Genomic DNA, 14381 nt, shown 5'->3' on the forward strand with positions numbered 1-14381 from the left:
CTTTTTTTAGGTCAGTTTATGAGGCCTGATTGACCAGCTATTTTGCTAGTGTTCCAGCTAGCTGAAGTTATCTAACTTCTAGCGTGCCCTCGGTGACGCCGAGTTTTTCCATGGCATTGAGTTGGTGCCAGAGTTTGGCGCCATCGACAGGATTGGCGAATAGTTCGCGGTAGGCGGTGATGACCTCAGCGGCTTCGGCTGCGTCTTCGTTGAGTAGGTCGATGCGGAAGCGTTTCAGCCCGGTAGCGCGCATTTGTTCAAAGTAGCGCGCGCCGGTTTGAGCTTTGCTGTTGAACAGCGTATTGCGGCAGCCGACGTCAGCTGTTAGTGTGTGTAGTTCACCGACACGGTCGCGGATTTGCACTTTGTGTTTTTCGCACGGGTAGCCGCAGTCGAGGAAGCTTTTGCCTTCGCTGAGGAAGGTGCAGAATACGCAGTGCTCCATGTGGAACATTGGCATGTGCTGGTGCAGAGTGAGTTCGAACCAATCTTGCGGGCAGCCGTAGAGCAGGTTGAGCACCTGGGTGATGTTGAGATCGTAGCTGACCGTTAGGTGGTGAAGTTTGCCTTCCTTTTTGAGAATGTCAGCGGTGATTGGGTTAGCGCAGTTGAGGGAGAAATCACCAGTGCGGTAGAACTCGTCTTTGTTTTTGAAATACTCGATGGCGCCGAGGTTGCGGATGAGTACGCCGTCTGGAGCGGCGCGTTCGATGAGCTTGAAATAACCGTGCTCGCCGGCTTTCTGAATGCGAGGTGTCGCTAGGTGGATGGTGCTGTTAGTTCCATGCTCAGCATTGTAGTCGCGCACACGCTGGACCACATCTTTGTAGAGACGGATGTCCATGAAGTCGGCGTAGAGGGTGGTGACATTAGCCGCTAGGCAAGTGTCGATTTGCTCCATGTTGCGGCACAGCACGGTGAGCTCGGTAGGCTCTTTGGGGCGGTCTTCGCGCTTGGGCATGAGCTCAGCTAGGGTGCCAGTTGGCTGGGCCTTGGCGGGCTCATTTTTAGCTATGGGACCTTGTTTGTCCAAGGCCTCTACGAGTGCGCGGCGCAGTCGGTTGAGTGCGGAGAGCGGCATGATAACGTCGCCTTGCAGCTGATTATCAATTCCCGCTAGCTGGTAGTCTGTACCGCCGAGGCGACCGAGCTGTTTGGCGAGTGTCTCGTCATTGAGTGGGCGGTTTTGGGCCGCTTCTAATTTCTCGCTAGATTCTACGGTGATGCCGTGGCAGCTGAGTTTCATTGGCTGGCCAGCTGAGCCGATGATGGTGATTTGTAGGCCGTCGCGCTGTGGCTCTAACTTCACATTTTTCCACCATGAACGCACTTTGGCATTGAGCTTAGGGTCGTCGGTTTTCCAGATTTTTTGTCCGGGTTTGATGCGTTTCCAGTCGAGTCCACTTTTCTGGTGGTGGAAGACCATGGTATTGCCATCTACTTGCCAGATCCGTGCGCCTTGTTCTTTGTTGCGGTCTTCACCAGCGTCAAAAACCACACCGTCGCCAGCGCGCAGTGGTACTTTTGATTCCAGCTCTAACTCGACACGTTCGTAGTCGACTTTGGTCACGGTGCCAACGTAGGCGCCGCGTTTTTTGCCAAATTTTCCGTGAGTAAGTTTTGGGTGGTTAGTTCCTTCTAACCATCCGGTGCTGAGTCCGCGTGAGAAGACCATTTCTAGCGTATAGCGGTCTTCATCGGTGATTGGGCTAGGCAGATCAGCGGCGGCTGCGTCGATGGCCTTGCGGTAGACGCGAGTGACGGCGGCAACGTATTCTGGTGATTTTAGGCGACCTTCGATCTTGTAGGAAACCACGCCCATTTTCACTAACTGAGGGACCACGTCCACGGCGGCTAGATCCTGCGGGCTGAGCAGGTAGCGGGTATCGCCCATTTCTTTAGTTTCGCCATCGACGACGAGCTCGTAGTTCATGCGGCATGCCTGCGCGCACTCGCCGCGGTTAGCGGAGCGCTGGCCGAGGCTTTCACTCGTTAGACACTGGCCTGAGTAGGCGACACAGAGTGCGCCGTGGACAAAAACTTCGATCGGCACGCTTTCCGCTGGGCCAAATTTTTTGATTTCACGCAGCGACAGCTCGCGGGCGAGCACGGCGCGGTCTAGCTTGAACAAAGCATCGGCAAAATCCAGTCCCTCAGGCGAGGTGATGGTCATCTGCGTGGAGGCGTGAATTTCTAGTGAGGGAGCGACGGTGCGAGCTAGCCGTGCGAGGCCGAAGTCTTGCACGATGATGGCGTCGACATTGGATTCTGCGAGCAACTTCAGCTGCGCTTCAGCCGCTTTCAGCTCGTTGGTGAAGATCAGCGTATTCATCGTCACAAAGCCGCGCACGCCGTGGCTGTGGAGGAAATCCATCAGCTCAGGTAAGTCGGCCTCGGTGAAATTGTCAGCTCGTAGACGCGCGTTGAACTTGGGCAGGCCAAAGAAAATCGCATCTGCGCCATTGGCGACAGCTGCCCGCGCACAGTCCCAATTGCCTGCTGGCGAAAGGAGTTCGGGGCTCATGTGGTGTGGCTGACGGTCGCTGCTCATACTTCACCCATGGACTAAGAATGGCCGTTTGGCTAGCGCGGATTTTTTAGCAGTAGAATCGTAGCGGTCAGCTAGCCTGCAGGCGAGCTCACCAATAGTGACGGCTGGCCAGCTGGCGCATGGAAATGGCTGGCTGCAGACTGTCGATTAACGGGCGAGCTACTGAGTTTTTCGCGGCTTAGTTTATACAAAAGACCTCTGCGTAGTTGAAGCTTTTGCTTGTTCTGCAGGGGCCATCTGTTTTTATGTTCTTTTAGAATATGAAACCATCGGCCACATGAAGGTAGATAAGTTAGGCAGTTATACGGTCCAGTTGGTTATGATGGCCTTGAATACGGCGCTGATCTTAAGTGGATCAATGGTGGTAGCGACTTTGCTTAAGCTTCGCGGTTTTCCCGAGAGAAATTACGATTGGCCATTGCTAGCTGTGTTTGTTCGCAACTGGGGTTTCATATTAGTGATTTTGCCAGCCATCTGGGTGACGATATCGATTTCGCTAGAAAGGAATGCACAAAGCAATTTCTCTACTCGTTCATCTCTGATAAGTGGTCTTTTGTTATTTGCTGGTCTGGCGGTATTGATAATTATTGTCGTCGTGTTAGCAAATGGGGCAGGGTCTATTATTCAAGTTGTTGAGTGATATCTAGCTAGCTTAGTGGCTACCAGCGATGACGGTCACGGTCATTATCGTATTCAGTTTCGAAAGTAAATTTCTTCATGTTTGGGTCATCCGTTAGATCGGGTAGGTCATTATCTGGTTTGCCTATATTTATGGAAAAATGGTCATCATCTACCATCGTTACGTTTGGAGATATTCCGGATTTCTTAGCTGCCAGCAATACACATACAGCAATGGCTCCCCAGCTGGCATAGCGTACAAGGCATGTGGTAATCACAGGGCCGTAAAACTTGGCTTGTATATCGTGATAACGGTATTCTCCGATTCCTCGGTGGGGGATGAGGATACATTCAGTTTTACTGTATTTGCAGGCTAGCCTGTGATGTTGGAAGAGATAGTATTGCTCTGCTAGATATGTAAGCGGTGTGACAATGATTAGAAAAAAGAGAATCAGCGCAATGTAGACGGTGACTGCTTTTATTTTTCCAGGTGAGAGATCTATGTTGCTCATATGCAGATATCACTCTAGCTAAATTAATTGTTATGTTAATTGTAAAATGCACCTATGTTTGTATGTGGTAAATGCACGCTGATAGATTCAGCTAGAAATATGAAGGCAATTTGTAATCGTCAGCTGGTGTAGATTTCATTAGTTAGTAGGGTGTATTTCAGCTAGATTTAACTAGCTGGCTAAATTTGATCACAATGAAAAGAGACTATTCGATTAATGGATTTTTGCAGAAGACGGGTAACCGAGACCGTGGCGAAGGCTTGTTTGAGCTAGAGACTGAGCGGCTGCTAGAAGTAAACCTGAACGGCTCAGTGTGGACCAAAATGGGCTCGATGGTAGCTTACCATGGCGGGGTGAAATTTACCCGCGAGGGTATATTGAGCCAAGGGATGGGAAATTTGCTCAAAAAAGCAGTGAGTGGAGAAGGGGCGCGGCAGTGGTGAGAGTTTTCAGATGGAATTCAGCGGCGACGGATTTGTGGTTGTGCAGCCGTATGAAGAGCTGCCGCTTCAGCCAGCTAGTTAGTCGAAGAAGCCGCTGGAGGAGTGTTACCCTGTGGGCCTAGTTGGAAACCATTTATCGGTGACTTGCTGTTTACGTGCACGCCGTTCACTGCTGTTTAGCATACGGTACTCACCATCCTCACTGACGATTTCGTCTCGCGGCTCAGCGGAGACACATGCACTGAGTAAGACGAGAGGAATGAGGGGTGATGATGTTAGGGTGAACGATTTCATGTAGCTGCAGTGGTAGTGAAGATTTAGCTAGGAACGGCCTAATAGAAGAACAAATGACTATCATGCTTCTTACATTTAGGTCCGTAGTTAGGGTTTGTATCGATGTGGTATTTATCTTCAATCTCATCTGATACATCATTGTATTCAGGTGTGAAAGGCCCTCGTGTTTCAGCATATTCAGGGTCTTCCATCAGCTGGCTACGGAGGCCATAATTACCGTTGTAGAAGACGACGGGATCCTGAGGTTTTTCCCTAGCGCAAGAGCTGAGGAGGATAATGTGGACGGCACAGCTTAGCCCGATAACTAACTTTTTCATCTGAGATTATCAAGCAGCTAGCAGAGTGTGGTGATGAAATTTTAGTTTTTCTCGCAGACGATTATGGTTGTTAGGCCGGTATCTGGGTCGGAGCTAACATCTAGGGCATACTTGTTTGGATCGCCACTATGGAGAACGGTGACTGAGTGATTTTTATGTTTGGACTTAGAAATCCAAGTGCCTGATTGTTCATCGATGGGGATATAAGATCCTTGAGCGCTGAAGCAGCTGTTGAGGTCTTGTAGCTTGATCGTTCCGCTAGCTCCCTGATTGTAGTCGGTATATACCCAACCGCCTTCGCCAATGCTTCTAAATGTGCATCCTTCTGTGATTTCTAACACGCCTGCACCTTGTTTTTGATGACCAAAGCGGATGCTAGCCATGGTATTTTCGGTTTCCAAGGTGCCACCGCCAGAGAGGATGAGAGTGCCATTGCCACTGTGGTTGCCTAGAAAGATTCTGCATCTGTTGTCGTTATTACCTAATTTGACGATGGCGTGGGAAGCAATGTGCCAGGTAGAGCTTTCATTTGAGCTTGAAAAGTAGGAATCAAAATCGAGCTGGATCGAGTTAGAGAACTCTTGGCTCGATAAATCTTCACCTAGCATGGGAGCTATGGGCAGGCAAAGTGATAGTACGGTAAGGCATAGCGTTTTTTTCATCGTCAGGATGGCTGGGTGATAGGAACTCTACAGACTGTCAAAATAGTAAGGTGACAGTCATTTGCTTTTAAGGGCTGAGTCGATTAACTGGCGATGGAAAAAAAACGAAATAGTGTGATATTTTGTTATAAATTTTATCATTTGGGGATGATTAGTCACCTTCGATGGTTACTTCTGGGATATGGCCAAAGGAGATGCGCATGGGGGCCGCTTGCATTTGTCCGTGGGCTCCGCCGAGATAGGCTGCCTGTCTGCCAAATTTCTGTGTTAACTGGTCCATTGCGTGGTTGAGTTGGTGGCGGTTAGGATCTGTTTTTTTAAAGAGAGAGGGGGTGAAGTTTCCCGCTTCAGTGAGCCGGCTGAGGACCATGCTGACTTTGAGAATAGGCTCGTTAGGATGTGGACGCTGGCGCCATAGGTAGCGCTGGAGGCGGGCGAAGAGCAGCGAGTCGTCGCTGGGGTCGAAGCGCTGATCAATGCTCCAGTAGCCACTGCTAACGAACTGTAAGTTGAGCTGGATCTGCCCTGCTAACAAACCGTAATGGCGCAAGCGCTGGCCAGCTTTCTGGGTGAGCTTGTGCATCACGGCTTCGGCTTTAGTGGCAGGGCGGCTGTCTGGGCCAAGTACGTGGCTGTGGCCGATACTGCGTTTGCGGGTGGGTCTATCACTCACTTCTTGGCCACGCAGTTGCATCCAGATGCGGTCGCCCTCGATGCTGCCCCACGCGCTGTGTAGTTGTTGCTGGCTGGCGTGGCAGAGTCGCTCTACGCTGTGCAGCCCGTGGGCGTGTAGGCGGAGTTCCATGCTGGAGCCGACGCCGTGTAAGTCCCGTAAATCGAGTTCGTAGAGCACCTCGGGTAGATCGTCGTGCTGGATGATGAATGTGCCGTTAGGTTTGCGCATTTTGGATGCCATTTTAGCCAGCCAGCGGTTAGGAGCCATGCCGATAGAGCAGCGGATCCACGGGCCCACTTCATCTTCGATGCGTTGTTTGATTTTTTCAGCCAGCTGATAGAGGAAGTCAGTTTCGCGCCAGTTAGTGGGCAGCCAGCACCACATTTCATCAATCGAGAGCACCTGCTCGACGTGGATACAGTCTTCTACACAGGCGACGAGCCGGTGGTGCATTTCTACATAAATAGCTGGCCGCGCCTCGACGATGGCAATGTGTGGGCAAATGCGCCGCGCTTCGTGAACGGGCGTGCCGGTGGAGATTCCCAGCGCTTTGGCCTCGTAGCTGGCGGCAATACAACATGAACTTTCCGCCATCACAGGCGCCACGGCGAGTGGTTTGCCGCGGAACTCGGGACGGAAATGCTGCTCTACTGAGGCGAAGTAGGCATCAAAATCAACAAACAGGGCGGTGAGCGGTAGTTTCATGAAGTTCATTCTATGACTGTTCGGGTGAACAGTCAAGATGAAGTGAACGCTGAGAGGCTAGCGAGACGGGCTATGGAGATGAGTCTAAGCTGATTTTAGCTGATGAAACCAGCAAACAGCTGCAGCTTGGCCAAGCAGACATTTTTTTGCCTAAAGGTGGAATTTGCTAAGGACAAACTATCAGGGCTATTCTGGGCGTGCATATTCAGCTGTGGCGGTTTATAGATGTGGTCATGGACGCGCCGCGCAAACAAGACCCACTTCATGGCATTAATTTAGAAACCATTCTTACTCGTTTGGTTGCTTATTGTGGCTGGGACGAGCTGGCGGATCGCATCGAAATCCGTTGTTTCTACAGTGATCCATCTATCAAATCTAGCTTGAAGTTTCTGCGTCGCACGCCGTGGGCACGCAAGAAAGTCGAGGATTTGTATTTGTTTTTCCAAGAGGATATCGAGGAAAAGTGTAAGTAGCTGCTTGGTGATTTGTTCAGCTAGCTGGCAAAGGCTAACTGAAATCTATCATTCTAGAATAAGCTAATGACGCGGGTGAAGACTCTCTCGCTCATGGAGTAGAATAGCTGGCCTTGATTGAGCCAGTGGTTGAGCACGTTAGACCACGTGAGAATGGATGATGCTAGCACCATCATGCAGAGAATCACGCTAACGTTAGCCAGATAGATGATCACTAGTGAGAAGAAGGTGCCATTTTCTTTGAGGTCAGGCTGGTCGCGTGGAATCATCCAAATCGTCCACAGCATGTGGAATGCCCAGCTGCCACCGATGGCGAAATACAGTAGCTCTTCTTGATAGCGGAAGCTCGTGAAGTGGCCAATGAGCGCGGCGATGATCATGACAACCACACTCCAGAAAGGGACAAAATAGGGCGACAGCGAGATGAACAAATTAGATTTGTTAGTCATGATGTAGCCGCCATCGGTGCTCACTTTGATGCTAGAAACGTGGCCGAGACATAGGTACACGGTGAGCGCGTGGGTGAGCTCGTGGCCCAGCACGTATAGGTAGAGGAAGAAGTTCTCTAGCAATTTTGAGAAAAACCACGATCCCATGAGAAACATGCCGGTGAAGAAAAATAGAAACTCGCGAGATTTGAGCAGCTGCAACCAGTAGCTGGCATCTTGCTGGCCAATTTCGTTAATCGTGAACAGCGTCATGCTGGTGATCGCGCACAGTGGCAGGAGAGCCAAAGCAAATAGCCAACGCATCAGGCGCGCTGGCCACTGCAGAGTTTCTATTTCATCATAAATGGACAGTCCATCAATAGCTGCCCGCATGGAGGTCAATCCGTGACGCCGTCCTAGTCGTCGGTTGGCTCGTTGGTGAGCGCGGGTATTGGCATCGCGCAGAAGTTGTCCCAAACGTGGGCGAGGTGCCCGTCGCTGGTTTCTGCTAGCTCTGCTGTGGTATCGACTCTGTCTCATCGCTTTGACGAATAGCTCACAAAGGTGGCGTTGTTTGGTGAACTAGATGGTCAATATTGCTTAGAGAATTGCCAAGGACAAGCAAGAATCGTTTTGAACACTAGAATGCGAGCTCGAGGGGAGGCGCGAAGAGTGAGCTGCAGAGCTATACAGGGTAAAGCTCAGGGCCTCCTTGATCCACTTGCTTCAGGGTGTGGGTTGCCGCTTGGGTTTCTGCTGAAACCGGAACTTGGCTGTGGCATCAGTTCAGCCAAATGAAACTTAGCTGGAAAATGGGCCCGAAGGGTTTCGTTGACTAACTATTTTTTCATTGCCAGCCAGCTGGGTGTTTTTTGAGCATAGGTTTCAGCGGACAAAAAATGGGCTCAGAGTGCGATGACTCTGAGCCCAAGGAAGTGGTTCTAACTAGCTGAAATTACAGCGAATCGATGTTGTCGATAGTATAGAGGGAAGGTGTGAGTCTTGGGAACTCTTCCTCTGGAATTTCTTGCATCAGCTGCTTGTATTCTTTGTAGAGTTCTTCAAATTTCTCTGGGTTAGACTGACGCAGATCGTTTTGTTGCTCGACGTCGTCTTTGAGGTTGAAGAGCATGGCGCTGACTTTTTTCATGTCTAGCTTGCCCTTAGAGGCTGGCTGGCCAGCGGACTTTTCTTGGTCGTTCCAGGTGAGCACCCAGTCGCCTTTGCGGTAGGCGATGTCATGCACGTAGCGGAAGAAGAGTTTGTCGTGTGGCTTGGCATTGTTAGTGCCATCGAGGAATGGCACGATGTTGACACCGTCGAAGCCAGTTTTTGGAGCTTCCAGCCCGAGGTGAGACATCATTGTTGGTACCATGTCCAATGAAATGACAGGCTCATTGTATTGTTTGCCAGCTGGGACAACTCCTGGCCACTTGATGAAGTAGGGCACGCGGATGCCACCTTCGTAGGTATCGCCTTTAAAGCCGCGCAGCTTAGCTGGTAGGCCGGCGTTGTTTACTGGATTCATGCGTCTAGGCATGGACTGGTAGCCATTATCAGACAGGAAGAAAATGGCGGTATTGTCATCGATGCCATGTTTTTTCAGTGTCTCCGCAATGGCGCCAACACCGTCATCTACGGATAGAGTCATGGCTGCTAGAGCGTGACGGGTATCGTGGTCGAACTTTTTACCTGCTGCGGTGTGCAATTTTTCAGCGCGCTCGAAATGCTCAGGCGTAGCGACCCATGGGTGGTGGATGGCGTTGTAGGCTAGGTAGAGGAAGAATGGTTTGTCGTGGTTGCGGTCGATAAAGTCGACGGCTTCCTTTGAAAAGACATCAGTGAGGTAGTCACCTTTTTTGTAGTTAACAATGCCTTCGTTACGGTGAATTGGCCAATGAGGAACCTTGGTATCATAGGTGGTTTTCGCCTCAAAGTAATCGTGGCCGCCAGCCATGAATCCAAAGAAATAATCAAATTCGCGGTTCCACGGTTTGTATTCTTCTTTGGCGTGGCCGAAGTGCCATTTGCCAATGGCGCCAGTGGTGTAGCCAGCTGGCTTGAGCAGCTCTTGGATCATTGGCTGACCTGTTGGGAGACCTTGTTTGGCATTGCCGCCGAAGTTGCCAATCACACCGAAGCGATCTTGGTAGCGGCCAGTGATGAGGCCGGCGCGTGATGGCCCGCAGACAGATGAGGTGACGTAGCCTTGAGTGAAATGTGTGCCCTCAGCTGCCATTTTGTCGATGTTAGGTGAGTAGATGTCATCGGCTCCCATGTAGCCGATGTCGTCGTAGCCCATGTCATCGATGAGAATGATGATGAAGTTAGGTTTGCTCTCGGCGGCTTGAACCGATGCGCAGCCTAATGCCGCGGCTCCCAGAGTGAGAATGCCTTTTGTGATAGAGTTCATTATTATGCGTGTAGAGTATTTTCTATGGAAGAGTACGTTGCTAGTTGGTGGAATCTGGATATAAATTTTTTTTACGGCGTTGGCGTGGGGCGGGTGAGGTGATGAGCGGCGATCTGCTCTGCTATGATGCGCTTGACGCGGCTAGCGGATTGGCGCAGACAGGTGAACGACATGTTTGCATTTTCACAACCGTACCTAGCGCTGGCACCCATGCAGGCAATCACTGATTTGCCATTCATGCGGGTGATGCAGCAGTTTGGCGGGCCAGATTATTTTGTCACTGAGTACTTCCGCGTGCACGAGCATTATCATCTAGAGAAAAAAATTCTAGCAAGCATCGTCGATAATGATACCGGGCGGCCAGTTTTTGCCCAGATGATTGGCCAAGACATTGACGCTCTAGTGCGCAATGCCAAAGACCTAATGAACTACCCAGTGGCTGGCGTGGACCTCAATCTTGGCTGCCCAGCGCCCGTGGTTTGCCGCAAAGATGCAGGTGGCGGGCTGCTCAGAACACCAGCTCGGGTGGATGAAATCCTTGGCCGACTACGAGATGCCATTGATGGAAAATTTACCGTGAAAACTCGTATCGGCTATACCAGCCATGATGAGTTTGAGCAGTTGTTGGAGATTTTTAATCGTCACGAGTTAGACCTTCTAACGATCCATGGCAGAACCGTGCTGGAGCGCTATCAGACACCGGTGCACGATGACTGTGTGCGCCGCGCTGTGGAGGTGATGGACTGCCCGGTGATTGCCAATGGTAACGTCGTGGATGTGACGACCGCGCGTGGCTACCTACAGAAAACCGGCGCTGCTGGCTTGATGATTGGCCGCGGTGCCATTCGTAGCCCGTGGGTATTCGAGCAAATCCGCCAAGATCTAGCTGGCCAGCCGATCAAGCAGGTGAAGCGCTCTGATTTGCTAGAATACATCCAGCTGCTTTACGATGCTATTGCCGCAGATCCGTTCATTGATTTTGACCCTAACAAGCATGTGCAGCGGATGAAAAAATACCTCAGCTACATGGCCCAGGGAGTGGACGAGGAGTTTGAATTTCAAATCCGCCGTGCCAAACAGCCAGCTGAGTTTTTTGCCATCTGTGAGCGCCACTTAGCTAACGACCAGCTCGTGCCTCAGCTGCCACCAGAAAATTCTAAGCTATTCTGCGGGTTCAATGAACTGGCTGAGCAATAAACATTAAGCCAGCTAGAGACAAAAAAACTCAGCCGACTAGCAGCTGAGTTTTTAAAAAAAAGATAGATGTTAGCTGGTTGTCCAGCTGGCTGGATTAGATGTTTGAGTGAAACTCATCATCTTCGTCAGACCCTGGCACAGGTGGCAGTAGATCCTCGCGCATAATCAGGCGCTCGATGGATAGATCGTCTAGCAAGTCTTCCGATGTTTGCAGGATGACTCCAACAAATGGGGTGATGCGGTCGAGCTCAGCCACAGCGGTTTGCACCATAGACGAGACGATGGTGGCGTCGAATTTCTCACGCTCAAATAAGTTAGTGATGCGGAACATCAGCTGGAGGCGGTCGAGATCGTACTCGAGGCTACCGAGGGTGAGCTTTTTGTTAGCGCGCATTAACAACTCGAGCACATATGGCATGTGCTGCTCGCCCACGCTGAGTGGTGACTCAGAAACGATAGAGAGCGCATTGATAGGCACAAATGCCTGAGCGTGCAGGTGGCAATGCGTATGGTAGGCCTCAAAGGCAGTGCGGATGACGTCGCGCCCCTCGAGGGTTTCGAACTGCCAACCGTTTTGACCGAAGGTGTCCATGACGGACTGGATTTGAATAGATTCTGGACGCATGGCGTGGTGAATTGGGATGATTCTAGCTCGTCGAGCTGCATAGGAAATAGCTCATTTTACGCCGATGTCCACGGCAAAGAAAGAGTGAAGAGTGAATCGCCGTACGATGGCGGGGGCAGCTCAGAGCATGCTTTGCATACTTGGTTTCGAGCATAGTCACAGTGAGGAGCGCCAGCTGGGGTGTCCATTTGCCCTTCGGGAAATCCTTCTGTGAGGGGGGGGCCACGGGTTGCGCTCGCTGGGCTCACTTACCCGCGGCTAAAGTCCCTGAGCCCTCCGGGCTAGCTGGTGAGTGATGCGGTGATTGGCTGCCGCAGGCTTTGGAGTGGGCCGATCCTTCGGCGCTTTGGTGTAGGTTTTGGGACGGAGAGGAGGATAAAAATAATGTCAGAAAATAATGTCACAGAAAATAATGTCAGGCATTTTTCAGCATGATTATCGGTTTTCAGCGTAGTTATAATGATTGGTGCATTTTTTTAGGATTTAAAAATGGGTTTTTCTGAGGGATTTTTGGCCAGCTGGAGTGGGCCATTTTCCCTTCGGGAAATCCTTCTGTGAGGGGGGGGCCACGGGTTGCGCTCGCTGGGCTCACTTACCCGCGGCTAAAGTCCCTGAGCCCTCCGGGCTAGCTGGCGAGTGATGCGGTGATTGGCTGCCGTAGGCTTTGGAGTGGGCCGATCCTTCGGCGCTTTGGTGTAGGTTTTGGGACGGAGAGGAGGAGAAAAATAATGTCAGGCATTTAAAAATAATGTCAGGCATTTTTCAGTGACCCTATCGGTTTTCAACGTAGCTACAATGGTTGGCGCGATTTTTTTGGATTTAGAAAAAATAATGTCAGGCATTTTTCAGTGACCCTATCGGTTTTCAACGTAGCTACAATGGTTGGCGCGATTTTTTTGGATTTAGAAATGGGTTTTTCTGGGCGATTTCTGGCCAGCTGGAGGGGGCCATTTTCCCTCCGGGAAACCCTTCTGTGAGGGGGGGATCCACGGGTTGCGCTCGCTGGACTCACATACCGGCGGCTAAAGTCCCTGAGCCCTCCGGGCTAGCTGGTGAGTGATGCGGTGATTGGCTACCGCAGGCTTTGGAGTGGGCCGATCTTTCGGCGCTTTGGTGTAGGTTTTGGGACGGAGAGGAGGATAAAAATAATGTCAGGCATTTTTCAGCGACCCTATCGGTTTTCAACGTAGTTACAATGGTAGGCGCGATTTTTTTGGATTTAGAAATGGGTTTTTCTGGGCGATTTCTGGCCAGCTGGGGGGGGCCATTTTCCCTTTGGGAAATCCTTCTGTGAGGGGGGATCCACGGGTTGCGCTCGCTGGGCTCACTTACCCGCGGCTAAAGTCCCTTAGCCCTTCGGGCTAGCTGGCGAGTGATGCGGTGATTGGCTGCCGCAGGCTTTGGAGTGGGCCGATCCTTCGGCGCTTTGGTGTAGGTTTTGGGACGGAGAGGAGGAGAAAAATAATGTCAGGCATTTAAAAATAATGTCAGGCATTTTTCAGTGACCCTATCGGTTTTCAACGTAGCTACAATGGTTGGCGCGATTTTTTTGGATTTAGAAATGGGTTTTTCTGGGCGATTTCTGGCCAGCTGGAGTGGGCCATTTTTCCTTCGGGAAATACTTCTGTGAGGGGGGGATCCACGGGTTGCGCTCGCTGGGCTCACTTACCCGCGGCTAAAGTCCCTGAGCCCTCCGGACTAGCTGGCGAGTGGTTTTGGCTAGCTCGCAGGCTGGATCAACTTGCTTTGTCGAATGAGCTTGGCTCGCTGGCTACAATGTTGAACCTATGCGATGATCTTTGAAATTTCTGATGCCGCTCGTAGGCAAAAGCGGTGAAGGATCACCGCAGTCCGAAAGCCTTCGGCAGAGCTGCCGAGCTAGCTGGGTTTCATCAGTCTGGAATTCACACCTCTCTCCTCACCATTCACTCTTCAATGGCTGGGGCTATGTTGAGCCTATGTGATGATCTTTGACACTTCTGATGCGGCTCGTAGGCAAAAGCGGTGAAGGATCACCGCAGTCCGAAAGCCTTCGGCAGAGCTGAGGAGCTAGCTGGTTTTCATCAGTTTGGAATTCACCCTTCTCTCCTCACTATTCGCTCTTCAATGGCTGGTTTTCATCAGTCTGGAATTCACCCTTCTCTCCTCACCCTTCACTCTTCAACGGGCAGGGGCTATGTTGAACCTATGTGATGATCTTTGAAACTTCTGATGCCGCTCGTAGGCAAAAGCGGTGAAGGATCACCGCAGTCCGAAAGCCTTCGGCAGAGCTGCGGAGCTAGCTGGGTTTCATCAGCCTAGAACTCACACCTCTCTCCTCACCCTTGACTCTTCAATGGCTGGTTTTCATCAGTCTGGAATTCACACTTCTCTCCTCACCCTTGACTCTTCAATGGCTGGTTTTCATCAGTTTGGAATTCACCCTTCTCTCCTCACTATTCGCTCTTCAATGGCTGGTTTTCATCAG

General features: G+C 51.0%; 12 protein-coding genes and 1 pseudogene. 4 read left to right on the top strand and 9 right to left on the bottom strand.

The window, feature by feature from the left end:
* Positions 1–67: 67 nt before the first annotated feature.
* Positions 68–2551 carry a peptidase U32 family protein gene (locus tag JIN82_RS13695; RefSeq protein WP_200312225.1) on the bottom strand — a complete coding sequence of 828 codons (2484 nt, stop codon included), beginning with the start codon at positions 2549–2551 and terminating at the stop codon, positions 68–70.
* A gap of 277 nt (positions 2552–2828) precedes the next feature.
* Here JIN82_RS13695 and JIN82_RS13700 point away from each other — a divergent pair, with 277 nt between their 5' ends.
* Complete coding sequence (locus tag JIN82_RS13700; protein ID WP_200312226.1) at positions 2829–3191, top strand: hypothetical protein; 363 nt, start codon at positions 2829–2831, stop codon at positions 3189–3191.
* Positions 3192–3210: 19 nt separating this feature from the next.
* Here the strand turns inward: JIN82_RS13700 and JIN82_RS13705 are convergent, their stop codons facing one another.
* Positions 3211–3681, bottom strand: a complete 471-nt coding sequence (locus JIN82_RS13705; RefSeq protein ID WP_200312227.1) for a hypothetical protein — start codon at positions 3679–3681, stop codon at positions 3211–3213.
* Between the two features lie 194 nt (positions 3682–3875).
* Here JIN82_RS13705 and JIN82_RS13710 point away from each other — a divergent pair.
* Positions 3876–4109, top strand: a pseudogene (locus JIN82_RS13710) (AIM24 family protein); the annotation flags it as partial.
* A gap of 120 nt (positions 4110–4229) precedes the next feature.
* Here JIN82_RS13710 and JIN82_RS13715 read toward each other — a convergent pair.
* The 4 genes from JIN82_RS13715 to JIN82_RS13730 form a co-directional block, all read right to left on the bottom strand.
* Positions 4230–4418: a hypothetical protein gene (locus tag JIN82_RS13715; RefSeq protein ID WP_200312229.1), complete on the bottom strand. Its 189-nt coding sequence runs from the start codon at positions 4416–4418 to the stop codon at positions 4230–4232.
* A 38-nt stretch (positions 4419–4456) separates the two neighbouring features.
* A complete protein-coding gene (locus JIN82_RS13720; RefSeq protein ID WP_200312230.1) occupies positions 4457–4735 on the bottom strand; it encodes a hypothetical protein in 279 nt (92 codons plus the stop codon).
* A 41-nt stretch (positions 4736–4776) separates the two neighbouring features.
* Positions 4777–5397, bottom strand: coding sequence for a hypothetical protein (locus JIN82_RS13725; protein WP_200312231.1), 621 nt, complete (start codon positions 5395–5397; stop codon positions 4777–4779).
* Between the two features lie 151 nt (positions 5398–5548).
* Complete coding sequence (locus tag JIN82_RS13730) at positions 5549–6787, bottom strand: DNA polymerase Y family protein (RefSeq protein WP_234042031.1); 1239 nt, start codon at positions 6785–6787, stop codon at positions 5549–5551.
* 224 nt (positions 6788–7011) lie between these two features.
* Between JIN82_RS13730 and JIN82_RS13735 the strand changes: the two genes are divergently transcribed.
* Positions 7012–7251, top strand: a complete 240-nt coding sequence (locus tag JIN82_RS13735) for a VF530 family DNA-binding protein (protein WP_200312360.1) — start codon at positions 7012–7014, stop codon at positions 7249–7251.
* A gap of 53 nt (positions 7252–7304) precedes the next feature.
* On the opposite strand, the gene JIN82_RS13740 is transcribed toward JIN82_RS13735, so the two are convergent.
* Positions 7305–8156 carry a hypothetical protein gene (locus tag JIN82_RS13740; protein WP_234042032.1) on the bottom strand — a complete coding sequence of 284 codons (852 nt, stop codon included), beginning with the start codon at positions 8154–8156 and terminating at the stop codon, positions 7305–7307.
* A 478-nt stretch (positions 8157–8634) separates the two neighbouring features.
* Positions 8635–10092 (bottom strand): sulfatase family protein, encoded by a 1458-nt coding sequence (locus JIN82_RS13745; RefSeq protein ID WP_200312234.1) that lies wholly within the window; start codon positions 10090–10092, stop codon positions 8635–8637.
* A gap of 171 nt (positions 10093–10263) precedes the next feature.
* Between JIN82_RS13745 and JIN82_RS13750 the strand changes: the two genes are divergently transcribed.
* Positions 10264–11289, top strand: a complete 1026-nt coding sequence (locus tag JIN82_RS13750) for a tRNA dihydrouridine synthase (protein ID WP_234042033.1) — start codon at positions 10264–10266, stop codon at positions 11287–11289.
* A gap of 94 nt (positions 11290–11383) precedes the next feature.
* Here the strand turns inward: JIN82_RS13750 and JIN82_RS13755 are convergent, their stop codons facing one another.
* Entirely contained in the window at positions 11384–11914 is a 531-nt protein-coding gene (locus JIN82_RS13755; protein ID WP_200312235.1) for a type III secretion system chaperone family protein, read from the bottom strand.
* Positions 11915–14381: the final 2467 nt, after the last annotated feature.

The organism is Persicirhabdus sediminis, from assembly GCF_016595495.1.
Lineage (GTDB): Bacteria > Verrucomicrobiota > Verrucomicrobiia > Verrucomicrobiales > Akkermansiaceae > Persicirhabdus > Persicirhabdus sediminis.